Source organism: Pseudomonas sp. GW531-T4, from assembly GCF_017349615.1.
GTDB classification, from domain to species: domain Bacteria; phylum Pseudomonadota; class Gammaproteobacteria; order Pseudomonadales; family Pseudomonadaceae; genus Aquipseudomonas; species Aquipseudomonas chlororaphis_I.
The window spans coordinates 38366-61878 of sequence record NZ_JACMZT010000035.1 but is presented as its reverse complement, the minus strand read 5'-3'; the positions used below and the strand labels follow the sequence as shown (position 1 = coordinate 61878).

The 23513-nt window shown below is 61.2% G+C and carries 20 protein-coding genes; 9 read left to right on the top strand and 11 right to left on the bottom strand.

Annotation, left to right across the window (positions count from 1 at the left end):
• Nucleotides 1-82 precede the first annotated feature (82 nt).
• From J4D28_RS23365 to ispC, 6 genes are all read right to left on the bottom strand, one after another.
• The gene (locus J4D28_RS23365) at nt 83-1693 is read right to left on the bottom strand and encodes a gamma-glutamyltransferase family protein (RefSeq protein ID WP_028683950.1); all 1611 of its coding nucleotides are present in this window, start codon (nt 1691-1693) and stop codon (nt 83-85) included.
• A gap of 32 nt (nt 1694-1725) precedes the next feature.
• Nucleotides 1726-2505, bottom strand: coding sequence for an amino acid ABC transporter ATP-binding protein (locus tag J4D28_RS23360; RefSeq protein WP_028683949.1), 780 nt, complete (start codon nt 2503-2505; stop codon nt 1726-1728).
• 2 nt (nt 2506-2507) lie between these two features.
• A complete protein-coding gene (locus J4D28_RS23355; protein WP_028683948.1) occupies nt 2508-3275 on the bottom strand; it encodes an amino acid ABC transporter permease in 768 nt (255 codons plus the stop codon).
• An 11-nt stretch (nt 3276-3286) separates the two neighbouring features.
• On the bottom strand, nt 3287-4111 hold the full coding sequence (locus tag J4D28_RS23350; RefSeq protein WP_009048995.1) for an ABC transporter substrate-binding protein: 825 nt from the start codon (nt 4109-4111) through the stop codon (nt 3287-3289).
• Nucleotides 4112-4192: 81 nt separating this feature from the next.
• Entirely contained in the window at nt 4193-4861 is a 669-nt protein-coding gene (locus tag J4D28_RS23345) for a GntR family transcriptional regulator (RefSeq protein WP_009048994.1), read from the bottom strand.
• A 238-nt stretch (nt 4862-5099) separates the two neighbouring features.
• Complete coding sequence (gene ispC / locus J4D28_RS23340) at nt 5100-6347, bottom strand: 1-deoxy-D-xylulose-5-phosphate reductoisomerase (protein WP_028683947.1); 1248 nt, start codon at nt 6345-6347, stop codon at nt 5100-5102.
• A gap of 494 nt (nt 6348-6841) precedes the next feature.
• Here ispC and idi point away from each other — a divergent pair, with 494 nt between their 5' ends.
• The 9 genes from idi (at nt 6842) to ispG (ending at nt 18368) form a co-directional block, all read left to right on the top strand.
• On the top strand, nt 6842-8257 hold the full coding sequence (idi, locus tag J4D28_RS23335) for an isopentenyl-diphosphate Delta-isomerase (RefSeq protein ID WP_016702938.1): 1416 nt from the start codon (nt 6842-6844) through the stop codon (nt 8255-8257).
• Between the two features lie 57 nt (nt 8258-8314).
• Nucleotides 8315-10240 (top strand): 1-deoxy-D-xylulose-5-phosphate synthase, encoded by a 1926-nt coding sequence (gene dxs / locus J4D28_RS23330; RefSeq protein ID WP_103331243.1) that lies wholly within the window; start codon nt 8315-8317, stop codon nt 10238-10240.
• 25 nt (nt 10241-10265) lie between these two features.
• Entirely contained in the window at nt 10266-11213 is a 948-nt protein-coding gene (locus J4D28_RS23325; protein WP_103331242.1) for a cyclopropane-fatty-acyl-phospholipid synthase family protein, read from the top strand.
• 21 nt (nt 11214-11234) lie between these two features.
• Nucleotides 11235-12263 carry a Rieske 2Fe-2S domain-containing protein gene (locus J4D28_RS23320; RefSeq protein WP_103331241.1) on the top strand — a complete coding sequence of 343 codons (1029 nt, stop codon included), beginning with the start codon at nt 11235-11237 and terminating at the stop codon, nt 12261-12263.
• Nucleotide 12264: 1 nt separating this feature from the next.
• The gene (locus J4D28_RS23315; RefSeq protein WP_103331240.1) at nt 12265-13425 is read left to right on the top strand and encodes a terpene synthase family protein; all 1161 of its coding nucleotides are present in this window, start codon (nt 12265-12267) and stop codon (nt 13423-13425) included.
• A 264-nt stretch (nt 13426-13689) separates the two neighbouring features.
• Nucleotides 13690-14865 (top strand): terpene synthase family protein, encoded by a 1176-nt coding sequence (locus J4D28_RS23310; protein WP_103331239.1) that lies wholly within the window; start codon nt 13690-13692, stop codon nt 14863-14865.
• 121 nt (nt 14866-14986) lie between these two features.
• Nucleotides 14987-16021 (top strand): Rieske 2Fe-2S domain-containing protein, encoded by a 1035-nt coding sequence (locus tag J4D28_RS23305; RefSeq protein WP_232539777.1) that lies wholly within the window; start codon nt 14987-14989, stop codon nt 16019-16021.
• A 99-nt stretch (nt 16022-16120) separates the two neighbouring features.
• Complete coding sequence (gene ispH / locus J4D28_RS23300) at nt 16121-17050, top strand: 4-hydroxy-3-methylbut-2-enyl diphosphate reductase (RefSeq protein WP_028683941.1); 930 nt, start codon at nt 16121-16123, stop codon at nt 17048-17050.
• Nucleotides 17051-17075: 25 nt separating this feature from the next.
• Nucleotides 17076-18368 (top strand): flavodoxin-dependent (E)-4-hydroxy-3-methylbut-2-enyl-diphosphate synthase, encoded by a 1293-nt coding sequence (gene ispG / locus J4D28_RS23295; protein WP_103331238.1) that lies wholly within the window; start codon nt 17076-17078, stop codon nt 18366-18368.
• Between the two features lie 157 nt (nt 18369-18525).
• Here the strand turns inward: ispG and J4D28_RS23290 are convergent, their stop codons facing one another.
• The 5 genes from J4D28_RS23290 to J4D28_RS23270 form a co-directional block, all read right to left on the bottom strand.
• Entirely contained in the window at nt 18526-18960 is a 435-nt protein-coding gene (locus J4D28_RS23290) for a nuclear transport factor 2 family protein (RefSeq protein ID WP_009043842.1), read from the bottom strand.
• 148 nt (nt 18961-19108) lie between these two features.
• Entirely contained in the window at nt 19109-19633 is a 525-nt protein-coding gene (locus J4D28_RS23285; protein ID WP_038632339.1) for a cupin domain-containing protein, read from the bottom strand.
• 106 nt (nt 19634-19739) lie between these two features.
• Nucleotides 19740-21626 carry a Gldg family protein gene (locus J4D28_RS23280; RefSeq protein ID WP_053269042.1) on the bottom strand — a complete coding sequence of 629 codons (1887 nt, stop codon included), beginning with the start codon at nt 21624-21626 and terminating at the stop codon, nt 19740-19742.
• 10 nt (nt 21627-21636) lie between these two features.
• Nucleotides 21637-22371, bottom strand: coding sequence for an ABC transporter permease subunit (locus J4D28_RS23275; RefSeq protein ID WP_009048982.1), 735 nt, complete (start codon nt 22369-22371; stop codon nt 21637-21639).
• Nucleotides 22368-23291, bottom strand: coding sequence for an ABC transporter ATP-binding protein (locus J4D28_RS23270; RefSeq protein WP_009048981.1), 924 nt, complete (start codon nt 23289-23291; stop codon nt 22368-22370). Before J4D28_RS23270 ends, J4D28_RS23275 begins: the two co-directional genes overlap by 4 nt.
• Nucleotides 23292-23513 lie beyond the last annotated feature (222 nt).

Here is a 23513-nt window from a genome sequence, read left to right as displayed (position 1 = left end):
GTCGATGATCCGCCATCCATAGGGCTGCCCAGGCCGGCCGGGAGCGCGGCGAGGACCAGCGCCCCGCCCGCTCGTCCCAGGATCAAAACACCGCGATATGGGCATCCGTGCGCGGTTCGGTGCCGCCGCACAGCACGCCGCTTTGCGGGTCGCGCAGGATGATCTGCCCGCGCCCGTAGCTGGTCAGGTCGCAGGCCACCTGCACCTCGTGCCCGCGCCGCGCCAGGGCGGCGCTCATGTCCCGCGAGGCGTTCTGTTCGATCCCCACATGCAGCCCGCCCAGCCATTGCCAGCGCGGCGCATCCAGGGCCGCCTGCGGGTTGAGGCCGAAATCCACCAGGTTCATGACCATCTGCACATGCCCCTGGGGCTGCATGTAGCCGCCCATCACGCCAAACGGCCCCATTGGCACACCGCCCTTGCTGAGGAAACCCGGGATGATGGTGTGGAAGGTCTTCTTGCCGGGCGCCAGGCAGTTGGCGTGCGCAGGATCGAGGCTGAACTCTTCGCCGCGGTTCTGCAGGGCGATGCCGCTGTCGGGCAGCACCACGCCCGAACCGAAGCCGTGATAGTTGCTCTGGATGAACGACACCATGTTGCCCTCGGCATCGGCGCTGGCCAGGTAGACCGTGCCGCTGGCGTGCGGGTCGCCCGGCTGCGGGGCCTGCGCCTGTTCGCCGATCTGCGCCCGGCGCCGGGCCGCATAGCGGTCGCTGAGCAAATCCTCCACCGCGACCCGCATATGCGCGGGGTCGGTGATGTAGTGCAGGCCGTCGCTGTAGGCCAGCTTCATCGCCTCCAGCTGGCGGTGCCAGGTCTGCTGGCTGTCGCGGTGATCGAAGTCGAAGCCTTCAAGGATCTTCAGGGTCATCAGCACCACCAGGCCCTGGCCGCTCGGCGGAATCTCCCAGACGTCCACGCCGCGATAGTTGACCTTGATCGGCTCGACCCACTGCGCGCGGTAATCCTGCAGGTCGCTGGCGCGCAGGTAACCGCCGGTGGCCCGCGAGTGCTGGTCCAGGCGTTGCGCCAGGGCACCCCGGTAGAAACTTTCGCAGCCGCTGGCGGCCAGTTCCGCCAGGGTCCGGGCTTGCGCGGGGTTGCGAAACATCTCCCCGGCCCGGGGTGCCCGGCCGTCGATCAGATAGGTGTCGAACCAGCTGTCGAGCACGGTGTTGCGGCTCGGGGTGAAGTTCTCCAGCGCGCTTTGCCATTGCAGGGCAACCACCGGCGACACCGGGAAACCGTCGTGCGCCAGGCTGATGGCGGGCTGCAGCAAGTCGGCGAATGGCAGACGGCCGAAACGCTTGGACAGCTCGGCCCAGGCTGACGGGCAACCCGGCACCGTCACTGGCGTCCAGCCGTGCAACGGCATCTGTTCATGGCCGGCGGCTTTCACCGCCTCGATGCTCAGGGCCTGGGGGGCCACGCCGTTGGCATTCAGGCCATGCAGTTTGTTCTGGGTCCAGACCAGGGCAAAGGCGTCGCCACCGATGCCGCAGCCGGTGGGCTCGACCACGGTCAAGGCCGCCGCCGTGGCGATCGCGGCGTCGATGGCGTTGCCACCGCGGCGCATGATTTCAATGCCGGCCTCGGCGGCCAATGGCTGGGACGCCGCGACCATGCCGCGCTTGGCGAACACGCTTTGCCGCTGGGAGGCGTAGGGATACTCGTGGGCAGAAAATTTGAACATGGCAGGACTCACACAAGATTGAGGATTCGGGTTCACAACACCCGGCTGAGAAAGGCCCGGGTCCGGGCGTGGCGGGGCTGGCTGAAGATCTGCTCGGGCGGGCCCTGCTCGATCAGCTCGCCCTGGTCGAGCACCACCACCCGGTCGGCCACTTCGCGGGCAAAGCCCATTTCGTGGGTGACCACCACCATGGTCATGCCCTCCTCCGCCAGTTCCCTCATCACTTGCAGCACTTCGCCCACCGTCTCCGGGTCGAGGGCGCTGGTCGGCTCGTCGAACAGCATCGCCTGGGGTTTCATCGCCAGCGCCCGGGCGATCGCCACCCGCTGTTGCTGGCCACCAGACAACATTGAAGGATAGTGGCCGGCCTTCTCCGCCAGCCCCACACGCTTGAGCAGTGCCCGCGCCTGTTGCTCCGCGGCGGCGCGCGGCACTCCAAGCACGTGGACCGGCGCCTCGATGATGTTTTCCAGGGCAGTCATGTGCGGGAACAGGTTGAAACGCTGGAACACCATGCCGATGTCCCGGCGCTGGCGGGCGATGTTGCGTTCCGAGTCGCGCACCAGGCTGCCGTTGGCCCGCGTGCGGTAGCCCATGGGCTGGCCGGCGACGCGGATCTGCCCGGCCTGGATGTCTTCCAGCAGATTGATGCAGCGGATAAAGGTGGTCTTGCCCGAGCCGGAGGCGCCGATCAGCACCACCACTTCGCCGCGCCGCACTTGCAGAGAGATGCCCTTGAGGATCTCCAGGTCGCCGAAGGACTTATGAATATCCAGGGCTTCGATGACCAGTTCTTCACTCATGTGCGCCATGCTCAACGCCCCCTCAGCAGCTTCATGGTGTTACGCCCGAACAGGCGGCTGGCCGCCGGCGCCGGCCGCTCGGACTGGCCGAAACGGCTCTCCAGCCAACGCTGGAAAAAGCCCCAGAGCGTGGTCAACGCCAGGAAGTAGATAGCAACCACCAGGTACAGCTCGAACACCCGGAAGGTCGCCGAGGTGACCATCTGCGTACTGAGCAACAGCTCTTGCACGCCGATGACGCTGACCAGGGTGGTGTTCTTCAGCATCACGTTGAACTCGTTGCCCAGTGGCGGGACTATCACCCGGAACGCCTGGGGCAGCACGATGCGCCGCATCAGCTTGGGAAAGGTCATGCCCAGGGAGCGCCCGGCCTCGTACTGGCCTTTATCCACCGCACCGATGCCGGCGCGGATGATCTCGGCCATGTACGCGCCTTCGTTGAGGCCCAGGGCGATGATCGCCGCCTGGATATTGCCCGGCACCACGAACCAGCCCAGGTCCAGGTCCTCGAAGCGGAAAATCCCCCCGGCCGCCAGCGCCGTGTACAGGAACACGATCTGCACCAGCAGCGGCGTGCCGCGCATCAGCCACACATAAAAGCGCACCGGGTACTGCAACAGCGGGTTGCGCGACAGCTTCATCAGCGCCGCCAGCAACCCCAGCACACAGCCCAGGAGCATGGCCGACACGCTGATCAGGCAGGTCAGCCCGAGCCCCGTCAGGTAGACATCGCTGGGCAGCAACAGGTACTGCCAGAACACGTCCCAATTGAAGTTCATCGAGCCTGCCCTCAGTCCAGTTTGTCGCTGCCGACATGCCATTTATCCAGCAACGCGGCGTAGCTGCCGTCGGCGCGCATGTCCTGCAGGATCGTGCCCAGCGCCGCGCTCAGTTGCGGGTCCTGCTTACGCACGCCGAAGCCAGTGAGGATCCGGTTGAACGCCGGCACCGCCGACTGGAACAGGTCCGGGGCCAGTTGCTGATAGTGCCCGGCGGATTCCACCGTGGTGCCGAAAGCGTCCACCTGGTTGATGCGCAGCGCCTGGAAGGCATCGGCGTCGACGTTGTACACCACCAGTTTCATCGGTGGCTTGCCGGCCGCCACTAGCTTGTCGTTCTCGGCGCCGAGCAGGAGGCGGATGGTCGAACCGTTGCTCACCGCCACCTTGAGCCCGGACAGGTCCTCCAGGCTGTTCACCGCTTTCGGGTTGCCCTTGGGCACCACGATCGACTGGCTGGAGTACATGAAATTGACGATGTCGATCACTTCCCGGCGCTCGGGCTTGTCGAACAACTGGTCGACGATCATGTCGCATTGCTGCGCCAGCAGTGCCGGGATCAGCCCGGCAAAAGGCGAGATGCGCCACTCGACTTGCTTGCCCCCCAGGCGCTGGGCAATCGCCTCGCCCATGTCCACTTGCAGCCCGACCGGTTTCTGTTGCGTGTCGAAGGACACCAGCGGCGGCGAGTCCATGCCGGAGCAGTAGACGATCTTCTCACTCTTGCTCAAGCGCTCCGGCAACTCGGGGGCGGCTTGCGCCCATTGGGAACAACCTAGATTCAGGAAACATAGACTCAAGGTAAGAACGGCAGCTGACGCGCAAGGCTTGTGCATGGCATTACTCCGGTCATGTCGGGTAGCAAGGGGGGATGGCGCTAACGGCAGGCGTTAGCGCTCGACAAGAAATGCGATTTTTTACTGATGGGCCTCCAGGAACTGGATCAGCCGCGGGATGGTGCCTTCGATGTGCTCGCACACCACCTGCGCCGCCTTGTCCGGGTCGCCGGAACGCAGCGCGGCAATGATCGAGGCGTGTTCGTCACGGGCGCTGCGGGGCTTGTCGGCGTGTTGCAGCCACAGGCGCATGTGCGGCTCGATCACCGAATACAGCGCCGAGATCTGCCGCATCAGCCGTGGGCGTTCGCTCAGGCTGCACAGGTATTCATGGAAGGCGCGATGGCGGCTGACCCACTCGGCGCCGTCTTCGCGGTAGTCGTCCATCTCATCGAGCAGGCGCTCCAGATGGCTGAAATGGCGCTCGGTGATCTTGCCCACCGCCACGCGGATCGCCAGGCCTTCGAGGGCGCTGCGCATTTCGAAGACTTCGCGCATTTCATCGATGTTCAAGCCACGGACAATGGCCCCGCGATTGGGCCGCAAGGTCACCAGGCCATCGGCATCCAGGCGCCGGAAGGCTTCGCGCACCGGCATGCGGCTCATGTTGATTTCGCTGGCGATGTCCTCGGCAATCAACCGCTCGCCAGTGCGGAAGCGCCCTTTGCAGATCGCTTCCAACAGAAAGTTGTAGGCCTCCTCCTCCGCGGTCACGGGCTGGCGCTCGGTATAGGCTGGGGCGAATTTCATCGGCGGCACCTTTTGTATTTTTGTATCCAATTATCCATATGGCCAAAACAGCACATTGCGTGCCAAGGACCCGCCGCGTTGTGCAGGTGCTTGATTCGGTTGGTTTTTGGTTAATCAGGAAGGCTGGCGAAGAGAATTGCTGATCACGACAGCGAGTGAAAACGCCCCAGGACGGGGCTCATGGTGCGCAGAACAGGTGCTGGCGGTAACACCGGCTGCAGGCGAGTCACCCGAGGTTCTAACGGCCTCCTTGCAGGAAACTCACCGCCGCCGCGCTGGACGCGGCATAGAGGCTGGGACTTGAGTGCGGCATCCGGCAAACACGCTGCACGACCGCGTTCCCGATACGCCTGGAGTGTTGGTCGATGTCCATGACCTCGTCGAAGCTGGTCACTGCTGCACCGGGTATTTTTTGCAGGACCTCATCAACGACCCGGGCGATATCGGTGAAGCGGATACGGTGGGTGAGAAAGGCCTCCACAGCCACCTCATTCGCGGCATTGAGCACGGTGCTCATCGCCCCGCCTTCACGGATGACTTCAAGGGCCAGGGCCAGACACGGAAACCGCGCCAGGTCGGGTGCTTCGAAGGTCAGCGTGGCGACTTTCACCAGGTCGAGCGGTTCGGCGCCAGAATCGATGCGCTGGGGGTAGGCCAGCGCATGGGCAATCGGTATGCGCATGTCCGGACTGCCCAGTTGCGCCAGCACCGACTGGTCGCGATAGACCACCATCGAGTGAACGATGCTTTGCGGGTGTATCAACGTCTCGATGCGTTCAGCAGGAATATCGAACAGCCAGCGCGCCTCGATAAGCTCCAGGCCCTTGTTCATCATGGTCGCCGAGTCGACGGAAATCTTGCGCCCCATGCGCCAGTTCGGATGGGCGCAGGCTTCGTCCGGGGTGACCTGGTCCAGTGTCTGTAACGGGCGATTCCTGAACGGCCCTCCAGACGCGGTAAGGATCAGTCGCTGCACGTCTCCGGAAGCCCGTTGTGCGCCGTGCAGACACTGGAAAATGGCATTGTGTTCGCTGTCCAGCGGCAGGATGGTCGCCCCCGAATTCGCCGCGGCTTCCATGAACAGCGTACCGGACATGACCAGGGCTTCCTTGTTGGCCAGGAGTATCTTTTTCCCGGCCCGCGCGGCACTCAAGGTGGGCGGCAATCCGGCTGCGCCGACGATAGCGGCCACCACCGTGTCGCAGTCGGCGGCACAGGCTGCCGCACACAGAGCCTGTGCCCCGCATTGAACTTCGGTATTCAACCCGGCTGCCTGCAAGTTGGCTTGAAGTTCGATGGCGTGGTGCGGCTCACTGACAATCGCCAGTGCCGGACGAAACTTCAAACACTGCCGATAGAGTTTTCCTATGTTGCGATGTGCCGTCAGGCCATGAATAACGGCCGTCTGCGGATTGCGCGCGACGACATCCAGCACATTGTCGCCAATAGACCCGGTGGAACCGAGAACAAACAGCCGCTGCGACATGATTTATCGTCCTGAAGTAGAAAGTTAATCCATGTTCTTACAGAACAAACAGCAACTTACTTAGAACAATGAAACGATCACTTTAAAAATGGCAGTAAAAAAACCGCACTCGAATGTTGCCTCGCTGGCAACGGCGCCGGGCACCCGGATTTCCGGTTTGCCAAGGCTAGCAAGGCAAAATCCATTAGCCAGTGCAGCCGCTGAATAAATCGAAATAAGCGAATTACAAAGCGCTGCCAATTGTTCTATCGAGCAAAAAATTGAATTAATGCAGGCATCTAGCAGACTCGAGCATTCGAAATAAAACCATCGCAGCCTGAAATTAAAAATTATAGGGCGCACTCTTGCAGCGCTTTGGAAACTGCCTAATGTGAGCACTCACGTTACATCGCATAAAAAGTCTCATCTCGACAAAGTCTTGTCCCGATATAGTTGTCATGCGCTTTACGCAATAAAAATTGCCAGCACAATTATGGAGTTGTATCGGAGGTTTCATGGAAGAAACACTTATTCTGGTCAATAAAGACGACTGTCAGACCGGGTTTGCGGAAAAGCTGCATATCCATCAGCAAGGGCTCTTGCACCGGGCTTTCTCGATTTTCATCTTCGATCGACAGGGCCGTTTGCTGTTACAGCAACGGGCGCTGGGCAAGTATCACTCTCAGGGTTTGTGGACCAATACCTGCTGCGGCCATCCACGTCGCGGCGAGACCACCGAGGCCGCGGCCAGGCGCCGGCTGTTCGAGGAAATGGGGCTTGAATGCGAGCTGCGGCTCGTCTCCCAACTGCTCTACCATGAGCAGGTTTCCAACCAGCTGATCGAGCATGAATACGACCATGTGTTCGCCGGCATCTGCCAGCAGGATCCGGTCGCCAATCCCGAGGAAGCGCTCGCCTGGCAATGGCTGAGCCTGGCGCAAGTATCCCAGCGCCTCAGCCAGGCGCCACAGACCTTCAGCATCTGGTTTCGCCGGATCTTCGAACGCCACGGAATCATCGGTTTGCGCGCCTGGCAAGAGCAGGCGCGAAGCGCCCTGTTCGATGCGTGGCGGCACGCCATCGTCGAGCGCACCGAACGCATGCTCGAGCAGCAACTGCCCTCCTCCGAAACGTTGCCATCGGCCCTGCACCAGGCCATGCGTTACGCCGTGCTGGGGGGTGGTAAACGTATGCGCCCACTGTTGTGCCAGGCTGCCGGCCTGGCCGCCGGAGCCAACCCGGCGGCGCTGGACATGGTGGGGGCCGCGCTGGAAATGATGCACGTCTACTCGCTGGTCCATGACGACTTGCCCGCGATGGACGACGATGAGCTGCGCCATGGCCGTGCCACCGTGCATGTGCAGTTCGATCAGGCCACGGCGATTCTGGTGGGCGATGCCTTGCAGTCCCAGGCATTCATCACCTTGCGCCGTGTGCCGGTGGCGGCCGAGCGTCAGGCTTTGCTGATGGGTGAGCTGGCCATGGCGGTCGGTTCACTGGGCATGGCCGGCGGTCAGATGATCGACATCGGCAGTGTCGGTCAGGCGCTGGACCTCACCCGGCTCGAGCAGATGCACCGGATGAAGACCGGCGCCTTGATCCGGGCCGCGCTGCGCATGGGCGCCCTGTGTGCCGAGGGCGCGCCGTTCGACCTCGAGCCCCTGGATCGCTACGCGGCCGCGATCGGCCTGGCGTACCAGGTGGTCGACGATATCCTCGATGCCACGGCCGACACCGCGACCCTGGGCAAGACCGCCGGCAAGGATGCCCAGGACCACAAGCCCAACTACGTTTCGCTCCTTGGCCTGGAGCCTTCGCGACGACTCGTCAGGCAACTGGACGAGCGCGCGCACCAGGCACTCGAGCCGCTGGCTGAACGTGCGGAGCAGCTGCACGAGCTGGCCGACCTGGTGATCAACCGCTTGCACTGACTCGCTCTCCCCGCTCACGGGAATACGTGGGCATGGCTCAACGGAAGGAATCCCAGCATGTTCGAGCTACTGAACACGGTAAACACCCCGGCCGACCTGCGCGCCCTGCATAGTGCGGCCCTCGCTCCCCTGGCGGATGAGTTGCGGGCGTTCATCCTGCATAGCGTCTCGAGCACGGGTGGGCACCTGGCCGCGAACCTGGGCACCGTCGAGTTGAGTATCGCCCTGCACTATGTGTTCGACACGCCACGGGACCGGATCGTCTGGGATGTCGGCCATCAGTCCTATGCCCACAAGATCCTTACCGGACGCCGCGAGGCCATGGCCGGCATTCGTCAGTTGGGCGGGATTTCCGGCTTCCCCAGGCGCCAGGAGTCGGAATACGACGCCTTTGGCACGGCCCATTCCAGCACCTCGATTTCCGCCGCGCTGGGCATGGCGCTGGCGGCACGCCACAGTCGCGAGCCACGGCACAGCATTGCGGTGATCGGCGATGGCGCCTTGAGCGGTGGCATGGCATTCGAAGCGATGAACAACGCCGGCCTGTACCAGGACCTGCCGCTGCTGGTGATCCTCAACGACAACGACATGTCGATTTCGCCCCCCGTCGGCGCCCTGCGGCACTATTTCGGCAAGCTCACCGCCCAGCGCTGTGCGGTGGCGGTCAAGGAACGCATCAAGCACTTGCTGCAGGAAGCACCGGTCCTGCGCGAGCTGGCCCATCGCGCCGAAGCCCAGGTCAAGGGCCTGATGACCTCGGCCACGCTGTTCGAAGCTTTGGGCTTCAACTACAGCGGCCCCATCGACGGTCACAACCTGGACGAACTGATACCGGCGCTGCAAGCGCTCAAGGACCTGCGCGGGCCCCAGTTGCTGCACATCGTCACGCAAAAGGGCCACGGCTACTCGCCGGCCGCCGCCGACCCGGTGCTCTATCACGGCCCGGGCAGGTTCAACCCGGTGCAAGGCATCCTGCCCGGCGCAGCCAGCCAGCCGACCTACACCCAGGTGTTCGGCCGCTGGCTTTGCGATGAGGCAGAACGGGATGCGCGGGTCGTCGCGGTGACCCCGGCGATGCGCGAAGGCTCGGGGCTGGTGGAATTCGAGCAACGATTCCCCGCGCGCTACTTCGATGTCGGGATTGCCGAACAGCACGCGCTGACCTTCGCCGCCGGCCTGGCAAGCGAGGGGCTGAAACCGGTGGTGGCGATCTACTCGACGTTCCTGCAGCGGGCCTATGACCAGTTGATTCATGACATCGCGATCCAGAACCTGCCCGTGGTGCTCGCCATCGACCGCGCCGGCATCGTCGGCGCCGATGGAGCCACCCATATGGGCGCCTTCGATATCGCCTTCCTGCGCTGCGTGCCGAACCTGGTGGTGATGGCCCCGGCGGACGAAAACGAATGCCGGCAGATGCTGAATACCGCCCTGCTCCAGGACGGTCCTTGCGCGGTGCGCTACCCACGGGGTGTCGGCAGCGGGATCGCGGCCCGCTCCGAGCTGACGCCGCTGGCACTGGGCAAGGGCGAAATGCGGCGGATTTCCAGCCAGTCGTCGGGCTGTCGCATCGCCATCCTGGCCTTCGGTTCGATGCTGCTACCCGCGCTGGGTGCGGCCGAAACCCTCGATGCCAGCGTCGCCAACATGCGCTTTATCAAGCCTCTCGACGGCGCCCTGATCGAGCGGCTCGCGTGCAACCACGACCTGTTGGTCACCCTGGAAGAAGGTTGCGTGATGGGCGGTGCCGGTTCGGCTTGCCTGGAGTATCTGGCCACCACCGGGCTCTCGCGCCCCGTGCTGCAACTGGGCCTGGGCGATCAATTCATCGAGCACGGCGCGCCGGAAAGACTGCTCGGGCTCTGCGGCCTCGATGCCGAGGGCATCAGCGCATCGATCCACGCTTTCCTCATCGAGCACAGTCTGCAAGACCCGGTCAGTGACCACGCAACGGACAGGCTTTCGCTGCGTGCCAGAGCCTGAAGTGAATCTTCACAAGGAGACAGCCATGAGCATTCAAGCCAGAGAGCCAGCCATCGCCGATGAAACCCGTCTGCCGTATCGCGTCATCCAGGGTTCCAGTGTCGATACCTATCAGGAAAAGGTCGTTTATACCTACGGAGACAGCCCCGAAGATTGGCGCAAGGCCATTGGCAACTACATCCTGTTCCAGTTCGGAGTCTATGACGATCCTCGCTCGACGCCGCCAATCAGCCTCGACGAATCGGGAATTCGTTATTTCGAGCGACAACTGAAACTGGCCGGCCTGGAAGAGCCCGATCGGCCGCCGATCAGGCGCATTCTCGATATCGGCTGTGGCTGGGGCTACATCCTCAAGTACCTGGCCGAACGTTTCCCGGAATGCCAGCGCCTGGACGGGGTGAATGTCAGCCGGCGCCAGCTGGAGTACTGCGCGAAGTTTCACGCCGAGCAAGGGCTGTCGGAGCGGATCGATCTCTACCTGTGCAATGCCAAGGACATCGAGTTGTTGCCCGACGCGGATGAGCCTTATGACCTGGTGATCATTCGCGGAGTGATCTCGCACTTCCCCGACGAACTGTACGAAACCGCCATGCGCGCCCTTGCCGGCCGGGTTCGCCAGGGCGGCAGCGTGATCATCTCGGACAACCTCTACAACACTCCGCCGCAAGCCTATACCTCCGATACCCCGGACGAGGTCGACCGGCTGGCCTGCAAGCACCGCAAGGCGCCGGGGTACTTTCGCGATGTGCTCGAACAGAGCGGTTTCACCCTCCATGACATGCGGGTCCTGCCGGCCAATATCGATGTCGCCCGCTGGTTGATGGACGCCAAGGCCAACATCGAAAACAAAGAGCTATTTCCCCATGGGGTCACGGGCGCGCTGGAGGAACTGCGGGTGCTGGCGGAGAACTGGTCGGTGGCGCTGCTCAAGAACAAGGTCTCGACCTATAGCGTGATTGTCTGCAAAAAATAGGGCAGCGACCGGAGATTAATCATGGAAGTGTTCTCGATGGTAGAGCAAGACAGCATCGTCCCCATCACCTTCTTGCCTGGGCGCAAGCGCAGCGAAACCGGCCTGGAAGAAACGGTGTTGCCCTACCCCAATGGTTGGTTCTGCGCCTGCTTCAGCCATGACCTGAAACCCGGACAGGTACTGACAGTCCCGTTTATGGGGCAGGAGCTGGTTATATATCGAACCATGTCCGGTATTGCCCGAGCCATTGACCCTTATTGCCCCCATCTTGGTGCCCATCTGGGGCATGGCGGGAATATTGTCGGGGAGGAGCTGGTTTGCCCTTTTCATGGGATGGCATTTAACCCAGATGGCATTTGTGTGGGGATCCCCAGTGGCCAAAAGCCGCCGACCGCCGCGTTGACGCAGCGTTACTCGACCGAAATCAATGGCGGGATATTTATCTGGTGCCATGAAGGCTCTCTCCCTCCCTATTGGCAGTTGCCGATATTGCATCCAGAAGGTTTTTCTCAGAGAAGGTACAAGACATTCAACCTGCAAGGGCTCTGTCAGGACATGACAGAAAACAGTTCCGATGTTCTCCACTTTTCTTACTTGCACGGACTTCAAGACGTTGACACTCAACATCAAGAGGACGGCATAAAGATGACCTACATTATGCAAGCCAAGTTTCTTGGTCAGCAGGTCAGTATGAAAATCGTCTGCTATGGCCTGGGGTTTGCCTTCGGTGAAGCGTCATTCCCGCGCTTGGGGTTGATTGCTCGAACGCAAGTGACAGGAACACAAACCGCACCGCGGAAATGGACGCTGAGAATGAGCGACGATCTCCATATTGCAAAAATAGAAAAACTTCCTCGTTTTCTGCGCTACATCAGCTACACCATTTTGCTGCCCTATGCTCATCGCTGGTTTGTGAAAACGGTACAGGAGGACTTCGAAATCTGGAACAACCGGAAATATATGGAGCGCCCGCACTTTATGAGTGGTGAAGGCAACATTGCCATCTATCGCCGCTGGTCCGCACAGTTCTACCCAACAGGAAAATCATGAAATGACTATCAAACTTCCCCCGCTACCTCAACCCTTCTCGTTTGCCGTGCACCCGAGTTATTGCCCTGGAAATCCGAGTCCGTTTCTTGATCTGGATATTTACGATCATAGTCCGTTCGAGCGGGTCACCAGGGACTATGCGGATCGTTTTGAATTGTATCAGGACGAGATTCAGCGTCAGCGCCTGGCAAACATTCACTGTAGTTGGTTGGGTGCCATGATGTATCCGACTGGGACGGAGGAGTTATTGCAGGTTGGTGTTGATTTTTGCATGTGGGCTTTTGCCTACGATGATGAATATTGCGACGAGGGGCCGATTGCCCGAGACCCGAATAAACTCATACAGGCATCGGTGGAAATCTGGCGGCAGTTCGAATCTCCGGAATACCAACTGACCAACGATCGTTATGCATTGGCTGCCCGGGACTTGCGTATTCGCCTTGATAAGTATGCCAAGCCGGAGCAGACCGGCAGGTTTGTCGAAGCCATGCGTATCTATTTGATGGCGGAGATGTGGAAAGCGACCAATGCCACGCCTACTGTCAGCGATTGTGTTTTTATGCGGGCTACCGGCGGTGGGGCCTGGGCATTTCCGGCATTGGGACATGCTATTGCCGATATCGATATTACCCAGCGGGAATATGAAGATCGGCGTGTGCGAGCGCTATTCGAAATGCTCTCCAGCTTAATGGCCTGGGAAACGGAACCCCATGCCTTCAGCAAGGAGATGGAGCGAGGGGCAAACTATAAAGAGCACAATTTGATCCGGGTGATGATGCGCGAAAACCAGTGCAGTTTCGACTCGGCTGTTGAAGATTATCTGGAAATGCGTTTGCGCTTGCTAAGTCTTTTTCTACGTTTGAAGGCTGAGGTAGACAGTTATGCCTCCGAAGGGGTTAAAGCCTATATTGAATCTGTTATTCGCTACTATGTTGGCGCGACTGTCTGGTCGCAAAATACCAGGCGATACAAGTCATTGAGCGGCAACATAGATGACCATATTTTTGTAGGAGGACAGTTAACAGCGCCACAACCACCGGAGGTCTTCAGCAACACAAAGCCCATTGATATAGACGGGGTGAGATGGTGGTGGGAATACGACCCACTCAATAAACAAGCATCAGATGGGGCTACCCTTAAGTATCGTCCGGCGAGTGTTTAGGCTGTATGGCGTAGCGATGTATGTGCGTCACAAGATCGTGCATAACCGGACGAAAACCCAGCAGTACCCTAACGACCCGATATAAAACCTGATGATGTACTCGGTTTGTCGGTTTGTTCCAAGGAGAGGGAAATGAAACAGTCCACCGTCCCATCACCAGTGCCATTCATCCTGATTCCGAGCACACCGATGCCCAGTCTGCGTTATGGATGGAGCACTTTCCCTCTATTCAGCCTAGGACTATTCATAATTAAGGAGAGTGTCATGGCAATTATTACGTTACCTAGTATCTATTGCCCTTTTTCACACACTCAACACCCAAAGGCCGACCAGTTCGACCAATGCACGGCGGACTGGCTGCAACACTGGGAGCTCTATTGGGATGATAAACAGAGACAGAGAATGATTCGGCCTGGCTGGGGAGTATTGGCATCACTGGCCTACCCCAAAGGCACTGACGAATTGATTCAGATCGCATCCGACTGGATGGCGTGGGCCTTTGCCTGGGACGATGAGTGGTGCGATGAAAGCCCGGTTACAAAGAAGCCGGAGGACATGATCGTCGCATTCGCAAGAATGAACCGGGCATTGGAATGCCCGGAGTTCCCCGTCGCCCCGGATGACCGTTATGCCTTGTCCATGCAAGAACTGCGCATCCGCCTCGAGCAACACGCCACTCCCATTCAGGTGAATCGTGTGGTTGAAGCCCAAAAAGGCTATTTCATGATCGAAATGATCAAGGCGGCGTCCCTTTCGCCCGGCTTGAATGAGTCTACGTTCATGCGTCTGACGGGCGGCGGCGGGATGGTTTTTCCGAGCCTTACCCATGTTGTTGCCGATATCGATATTAGCCAGGAAGAGTTTCTTGACCGCCGGATAGTGGCGATGACGGAAATGGCAGCCACTCTCGTGGTATGGGAAAACGAGTTTTTTTCCTACGCGAAAGAGAGTATGCGCGCCAGCCTCGACGAGCGTGGACACAACCTCATCGATGCCGTAAGGAGGGAGTTCAACTACACCGAGCGGCAAGCACTGGCATGGTTCAACGTGATGCACGACCGGATTATCGGTTTGTTTGTCCGCTTGCGCGAACAACTGCTTCAGGACGCCTCTGCCGAGGTCGAACAATATATTGAAGCGCTGATTCATTATCAGACAGGCGTCCTCGAGTGGCATCGAATGGATGAGCGCTATCGCATTCTGGGCCCCGGAGACCCCACGCCTTGTTACGAAGGTGGCCACAGTACCGACCAGTCACATGATCACAGCCTCGATCCGGTTCCCATACCGTCGATTCAATGGTGGTGGGACTACGACCCTGCTCGTCCTGCACCTGTCAAAAAGTTCCATCCCAATGATCATGTTGCAGCGGCCAGACAAGCTGGGCGTGAGTTCAACGCCCGTCAAGTGCCCTATGTCTACAAGCAACAGCGGGGCTGAACACATCGATCAAACAACGGCTGAGCAGAACTTGGAGCATCGGCAAGTCAAGGACTGAAGATGCATGCCCTCTGCAGATTGGCAGCCGTTGATATGCGGCCTGAAAAGCCTGGGAGTGCACATGAATCAGCGCCAATCCAGCGTCGACACACGTCAGCCATTGCCCTATGCCAATGGTTGGTTCGCGATATGTTTCAGCCATGAACTCAAGCAGGGAGCCGTTCTTGCGTTGCCGTTCATGGGCCAGGAGCTTGTGGTGTACCGCACTCGATCGGGGCAGGTGCGCACCGTCGATCCATATTGCCCACATCTCGGAGCGCATCTTGGGCATGGTGGCAAAGTCGAAGGCGAGAATCTGGTCTGCCCGTTTCATGGCTTGGCATTCAACCCCGAAGGCCATTGCATACGCACCGGAATCGGGCAAAAGCCGCCTTGTGCAAAATTGCCCCACAAGCAGACACGTGAATCCAATGGCGTAGTACTGGTATGGAACAGTAGCGGCGGATACCCGCCTGACTGGGAAATACCGGAGCTCGACACCACCGGGTTCTCCCTTCCCGCCTATAGCCGCTACGACCTGGCCGGGTATGCCCAGGACATGATCGAAAATAGCGCGGATATGCTGCACTTTGCCTGGGTCCATGGGTTCACGGACGTCGCCATGTCCCACCAGACAGACAGCTCCAAGATGGAGCTCAATCTAAGTGCTCGCTGGCGCGGGGTGCCGTTACACATGCACGTTACAAGTCATGGCCTTGGATACGTACTTGTAAAAAGCCAAATGCCGCGCTTCGGGGTGCAAGTAAAGACCCGAGGGTTTGCCACTCAGACGCGCCCTTTGGAGTGGACATTCCGCTGGTCCGATATCGTTCGCGTTGCATACTTGGACAGGTTCCCGGCCATTCTGCGCAAGCCTGCGTATGCCCTTCTGATCAAGCTTGCACACCTCTGGTTCGTGCGAGTGGTCAGTGACGACTTTCCTATCTGGAACAACCGACGCTATGTGGTGGATCCGAAACTGATCGCTGGCGAGGGCGCATTGATGGCGTACCGACGTTGGGCGTCCCGGTTTTATCCCCATGAAGTCGAACCACAGTTAGATATCCGCGGAGCGGAACAGACTGCGCAAAAAATTTCTGCGAAATTGACCGAGTGACCTCATTCAATGCTTCCAGGGCTATGGGGTGGAATGAACGCCCGGCAAGTCTTCACGCCAGACCAACACTGTGCGGCAACAACCGACTGAGGGATCGCCATGAAAATCATCCTTGCCCAGCCCCGCGGTTTCTGCGCAGGCGTGGTGCGGGCGGTAGAGACTGTCGAGCAGGCACTCGAGCTGCAGGGTGCCCCGGTGTATGTGCGCCACGAGATCGTGCACAACCAGCATGTGGTCGATAGCCTGCGGCGCAAGGGTGCGCTGTTCGTCGAGGAACTGGATGAAGTACCGGCGAATGCGCTGGTCATTTTCAGCGCCCATGGCGTGGCCAGGGTCGTCGAAGACCAGGCCCGCCAACGCCATTTGCGGGTGCTGGACGCCACTTGTCCGCTGGTGAGCAAGGTGCACAACCAGGGCCGTCAGTACGCGGCCCGCGGCTATCGGTTGATTCTTATCGGCGAGCCCGGGCACCCGGAAGTGCTCGGCACCCTGGGGCAGATTCCGGCACAGGTGACGGTCTTGCTGACAGTGGCCCAGGTCGAGGCGCTCGAGTTTGCGGCCGATACACCACTGGCCTACATCACCCAGACCACCTTGAGCGTCGACGACACCCGTCAGGTCGTGGCAGCGCTCCGTCGGCGCTACCCGCAGATTGTCGGCCCCGACACCCGGGATATCTGTTACGCGGTACAGAACCGCCAGGTCGCCGTGCGGGCCTTGAGTGCCTGTGTCGACCTGGTGCTGGTGGTCGGCAGCCAGAAGAGCGCCAACTCCGTGACCCTGCGCGACATCGCCGGCGAAAGCGGCATTCCCAGCTACCTGATTGCCGATGGCCGTGCGTTGCGTCGCGAGTGGTTCGATCAGCGACCGACCGTCGGTATTACCGCTGGGGCCTCGACGCCGGAGTCCATGATCGACGATGTGCTGGCGGCCCTGGCACGCATCGCACCACTGGATATCACGAGCCTGCCGGGGCCTGAAGAGCAGGTCCAGTTTCGTCTGCCGGCCGGGCTGATCGCCCGCCAGTGAGACGCCCTCCACAGGAGTCGAACCGATGAACACGCCCCTCGCCCGGCGCCAGACCCGACAGGTTGCCGTCGGCCCGGTCACCTTGGGCAGCGCCAGCCCCATCGTAGTCCAGGCCATGACCAACACCGACACCGCCGATGCCCAGGCAACGGCCCGGCAGGTCGAAGCCCTGGCGCTGGCCGGCGCCGAACTGGTGCGCATCACGGTCAATGGGCATGAGGCGGCGGCCCAGGTCGCGCGTATTCGCGAATTGCTGGACCGCCGCGATATCCAGGTGCCCCTGGTGGGCGACTTTCACTTCAACGGCCACCGTTTGCTGGCGGCCTACCCCGAGTGTGCCCAGGCCCTGGGCAAGTACCGGATCAACCCCGGTAACGTCGGCAAGGGCGCGCGGCGCGACGAGCAGTTCTGCAGCATGATCGAGGTCGCCTGTCGTTACGACAAACCGGTGCGCATTGGCGTCAACTGGGGCAGCCTCGACCCGGACCTGCTGGCGCGCATGATGGACGCCAATGCGGCGTTGCCCGAGCCGCTGCAAGCTGATGCGGTAATGCGCGAGGCCCTGGTGGTCTCGGCCCTGGACAACGCCCAGCGAGCCATCGAGGTGGGTTTGCCGGCGGAGCGTATCGTGCTGTCGGCGAAGGTCAGCCATGTCCAGGACCTGATTGCCGTCTATCGCAATCTCGCCGCCCGTTGCGACTTTCCGCTGCACCTGGGGCTGACCGAGGCTGGCATGGGCTCCAAGGGTATCGTGGCTTCGACGGCGGCCCTGGCGGTGCTGCTGCAGGAAGGCATCGGCGATACGCTGCGGATCTCCCTGACCCCGGAGCCCAACGGCGAGCGTACCCGCGAAGTACTGGTGGCCCAGCAGATCCTCCAGGTCATGGGGCTGCGGGCCTTCACCCCGACCGTGGTCGCCTGCCCCGGCTGCGGCCGCACCACCAGCAGCTTCTTCCAGGAACTGGCGCAACAGATCGAGCAGTTCCTCGCAGCGCGGATGCCGGTCTGGAAAACCCGTTTCGCCGGGGTCGAGCAAATGCACGTGGCCGTGATGGGCTGCGTGGTCAACGGCCCGGGCGAAAGCCGGCTGGCGGATATCGGGATTTCCCTGCCAGGGGCCGGCGAGCATCCTTCGGCACCGGTGTACATGGATGGCGAACGGGTCACGACCCTCAAGGGGCCGGGGATCGCCAGCGACTTCACCCGCTTGCTCGAGGCCTATGTCGAAGCCCGTTACGGCGGGCAGGAACAGGCGCGCCAACAGTTGCAGCACCTGTTGCAGAAAGACCCGGCAGAGCAGCAAATCCTGGTGCGCTAAAGGCTCCACCGACATCACCTGCCCAGCGCCACACCAAGGGCAAACGGCTGCTGGTGCCTGGAACCGAAAAGCTACGGCCTGTGAAACCCACGAAAAACGGGCGCCTGTCACGGCGCCCGGATCGTTGGCCTATGGCCGCCCTGCTCTCGCTCGCTGCTCAGCCAGACGCCTTGCTCGCCGCCAGATAGGGCGCCAGGCGGCGCGCCATTTCTTCTCCGAGGGCCTGCAGGCCGCTCATGGGACGGACCATCACCTCGAATTCGACAATCTTGCCGGCTTCGTCGAAGCGGATCAGGTCGATGCCCTTGATCTGCCTTTCGCCGACCCGCGCGCTGAACTCCAGCACCACGCTCAGGCCATCGGCGGTGACCAGTTGGCGGTGATAGGCGAAGTCGCTGAACACCTTGAACACGGTGTTGAGGATGGTCGAAACCACCGGCGCGCCCGGATAAGGCGTATGGGCCATGGGCGAGCGGAATACCACTTTCGAATCCAGCAGTTCAGGCAAGGCGCCCAGGTCGCCCTGGGCAAGCATGGCGTGCCAGCGTTGCAGGGAGGCGGCAGCCTGGGGATGCAGTTTCAGATCGGACATGGTGTTCTCCTGTCACTGGTAAGGGTCGGACTGGGGAGCTGTGGTTCGCTTCGATGACCGAGCCACCATAAGCGCCGGGCGCCGCGCGCAACAATGATCGCAAGTGACACTTGACTGATCGCAATGAGCAATCCCCGTGGCGGCCTCTTCAGGCCTGGCAGAGTTGCTCGAACAGTCTGGCGTGCTGCGGGAAGCGTTCGCTGAGCCGATGCTTGCAGCCCAGCTGCATGTCCGCGTAGTCGAACCCGGGACATACCGCCTCACTGATCAGCCCATAACCCGCCGCGCCGGGCAGCAGCCGCGAGGCCTTCCATACGCCGCCGGGAACGTGCAGCTGCAAGCATTGGCCGGCCAGGACATCGCTGCCCATCACCCGGGTTTGCAGGCGGCCGTCCGGGAACACCAGGCAGTATTCGAGAGCATCCCCGAGATGGAAGTAATGCAGGATGTCGGACTGGTTCAGATGAAAGTGACCGATGGGCGAATCCCCGGTCAGCAGGTAATAGATGGAGCTCATCAAGTAACGCTGCCCGCCCGCGCTGGCGAGCATCGGCCGCTGGTCCGTCTGGAAGGTCCGGCGGTAGTAGCCGCCTTCCGTGTGCGGTTCCAGGTTGAGGGCGCTGAGCAATTGTTGGGTGCTGCAAGCAGGCTTGGGCGGGAGCGGGTCAGTCATGGCGGGATCGCAGGTCAGGGAGTTGCTCCCAGCGTAGCAGCGCTTCGCCCTGGCGCCCTTGGCTGGCCCGACCTGCCGTACGAATGGCAGGTCGGGCCCTGGTCACTTACGCCCGCCGCGTGCCGGCTACCTTGCCGGCCGGTGCAGGCTTGCGCGACAGGGTCCTGGTCCGACGCAGGTAACGTACGGCCCAGACCAGCAGCATGCCAAGGCTCAACAGCAGCGGAACCGCAGCGATGTTGAGCATCTTCAAGGTCCTGCCCAGCTCATCGATATCGGCGTTCAGCTGGTATTGCACCTCGCGCAGTTCCTTGCGAATGCGGGTTTTCTCCTGCAGGAACTGGCGCACCGTCGCCTGCTGTTCGGTGCTGAGGCTCTCGCCCTTTTCCGACGAGCCCTGCAGCTGCTGCAGCTTGCCTTCGGTTTCCTCGAGACTTTCCTCGAGGGCGAAGCGTTTGGCGCGGAAGCTGTCTTCAGCCTGGCGGCGCAATTGCTCCACCACCACGAACGGACGGCTGTAGGGGCCGCGCGAGCGCAGGTTGTTCAGGGCATCCGAACCCGCGAGGTTGTCCAGGGTGTTGAGCACGAAGGAGGCGTTATCGGCCCATGGCCGCGTTGCCGGGCGCCCGTTGATGTCCTGCATCTCCAGCCACATCCGGTCGCTCAACAGGTCGGTATCGGCCACCACCACCAGGTTGACCTGCTGCGCTTCCTTGAGGCCGTCCTTGCGCCCCTCGATGCCCTCGGCAAAGGCGGTCTTTACCGGCCCCTGCACTCGGGCAGCGACGATGTAGCGCTGGCTGGGCTGCTCCTGGTCACGCAACATTTGTTTGCGGTCGGCGGGCTTGTCGAAACGGTCCGCCTCGAAGGCCTTGGCCGAGTCGGAGCTGTACATCAGCGGGGTAAAGCGCGTACTGGCGCCGGCCAGCGGTTCGAGGATGCCGACGGTGCTCAGGGCGATGAACTTCAGCCCGGCGGTACTCGGGTCCTGCTGGCTCAACGCGGCTTGCGGCACACCCAGGGTGAACGGCCGCGGCAGCGGACGCCCGTCCTCCTCGGAAGTCTCCATCAAGGCATAGAGGTTGTCCCCCAGGACCTTGCCCGGCTGCATATGAATGCCCCAGGCCTTGAACAATGGCTCGAGATTGGACGACTTGTCCTTGCTCTGGATGCCGAAGTACTCCTCGCCGGAGTCCTGTTCGCTGTAGGGATCTACGAAGGCCAGCAGCTTGCCGCCGCGCAGCACGAACTGGTCGATGGCGTACAGGGTCGGCTGCGAGAGTTTTTTCGGGTGCAGCAGCATCAGGATGTCGAGGTCTTTCGGGATGTCCTGGGTATCGGGCTTGAGCTGTTGCAGATCGAACTCCCGGCGCAGCTCCTGGATCAGCATCCACGGCTCGGTCTTGCTCTGCGTGCGGATATCGAAGCCACCGTTGGCCGGCAGGCTGCTCAGCAGGCCCAGGGTCGGGCGCTTGGGGTTGGCCAGGGCCTGCAGCAAGCGGCTGATGTCGTACTCGAGAAACTCCTCCTGGTCCGGCGCAAAGAACTCGATCGTCTGGGCGTTGTTCTGCTCATCGGTGCCGGCCAAGCCGAAATACACCGGCGCCCCGCCCTGCCCCAGCGGCACGGCCTGCAGGCCGAACTCGCTGGCCTTGTCCTCGTCCGCGGAAAACGGCAGCGGGTCGATGACATGCAGGCGGATCTTGCCGTCGGCCTCGCGCTCATAAACCTTGAGCAGTTCCTGGACGCGCTGGGCATAGCCACGCATCGGCACCAGCTCCTTCGAGCCGCTGTCGGAAAAGTAGAAATACAGGTCGAGCGGTTGTTTCAGCTCCGCGAGAATCTGCCGGGTGCCGGCGCTGATGGAGTAGAGCTTGTTCTGGGTCAGGTCGAGCCGGACACCGGTGAGCAGCAACCCGGTCGCCAGATTGAAGGCCAGGAACAGCAAGGCAATCAGCAACAGGCCGGAAGTGGAATACAGCATGCGTTTCATCGAATCGTCCTCACTCGGCTTTCTTCAGGTTGACCGTCACCACCGTGGCCATCAGCCAGGCGACGATCACGCTGAGGAAATACAGCGGATCGCGCAGGTCGATCAGCCCTTTGCTGATCGCGCCGAAATGCGTCAGCAGGCTCAGCGAGGCCAGCAAGTCCAACAGCCATTGCGGCGCCCACGGATTGATGGCATCCAGCACCAGGGAGAAACCGCAGGCAACGAACAGGAAACACACCGTGAAGGCGAGGATCAGGGCGATCACCTGGCTCTTGGCCATGGCCGACATGCAGGAGCCGATCGCCAGGTAGGTGCCGGCGAGCAACCAACTGCCCAGATAGCCGGTCAGGATCACGCCGTTGTCCGGGTTGCCCAGGTAATTCACGGTCAGCACCATGGGCAGGGTCAGCAGCAGGGTGAGACCAGCGACGACCCAGGCGGCGAGGAACTTGCCGACCACCGCTTCGAAACAGCTCACCGGCAGGGTCATCAGCAATTCGATGCTGCCGGACTTGCGCTCCTCCGACCACAGGCGCATGGCCAGGGCCGGCAGCAGGAACAGATAAAGCCAGGGATGGACGTCGAAGAACGGCGCCAGGTCCGCCTGGTTGCGCTCGTAGAAACTGCCCAGGTAGAAGGTGAAGACGCCCGAGAGCACCAGGAAGATCTCGATGAACACGAAGGCCAGCGGCGTGGCGAAATAACTGCCCAGCTCGCGCTTGAAAATCACTGGTAACTGTCTCATGCCGATTCTCCCCGGGTCAGGGTCTGGAACACCTCATCGAGACGGCCCTGCTCCAGTTCCAGGCGCTTCATCTTCCAGCCACGCGCCGTCACCAGCGCGTTGACCTGCGGGAAAATCACTTCGCCAGGCCGCGCCAGCAGCGTCAGGCTGCCCTCGGCCGCGTTCTCCTCGACGCCCGCCACGCCCGGCAATACCACCAGGGCCAGCAGGTCCAGCGGCTCGTCGGCCTGCAAGGTCACCGCCTGGCGATAGCGCGAACTGCGTTCCAGCTCGTACGGCGTGCTGTCGGCCAGCAAGCGGCCATTGCTGATGATCAGGGCGCGGTTACAGACGGCCGATACTTCCTCGAGAATGTGGGTCGAGATGATCACGATCTTGTCCTGGCCCAGGTCCTGGATCAGTTGGCGAACCAGTTGCTTCTGGTTCGGGTCGAGCCCGTCGGTGGGTTCGTCGAGAATCAGCACCCGCGGATCGTGGAGGATCGCCTGGCCCAGGCCGACCCGGCGGGTGAAGCCCTTGGACAGGGTCTCGATGGTCTGGCGGCGGACGTCGCCCAGTTCCAGCAGGTCGATCACCCGGTCCACCCGTTCGCGCTTCTGCGCGCCGCGATAGCCGCGAACACTGGCAATGAACTCGAGAAACCCCTGGACCGCCATGTCGCTGTAGCTGGGCGCGCCTTCCGGCAGGTAACCCATCTGCTGCTGGGCGTGACGGGTCTGGGTGCGGATGTCGAAGCCCATGATGCTCGCGGTGCCGGAGGTCGGCGCCAGAAAGCCGGTGAGCATTTTCATCGTGGTGGATTTACCTGCACCGTTTGGCCCAAGAATCCCCAGAACTTCTCCCGGGCCGATATGACAGGACAGGTCGTCGACCGCGACCTGTCCGGAAAAAGACTTGGTTAGTTTGGATATTTCAATCATGGCTTCCAGGTTCAGCAAGAGAAGTCTGAGGTGAACAGCTAAAGGCCATTCATATTCAGCGGGGGTTGAGATTGAGTAGTTGCAACAGGATCAATAGCTGTGTTGTGCCGGAATGGGCGCAATACAATACACGTTGATATTTTTAATGAGGGGATAAGGCCATATGAATAAGACCATTCAATAGAAATATAAGATTTATCTTACGCATTCGAAGTATTGCTC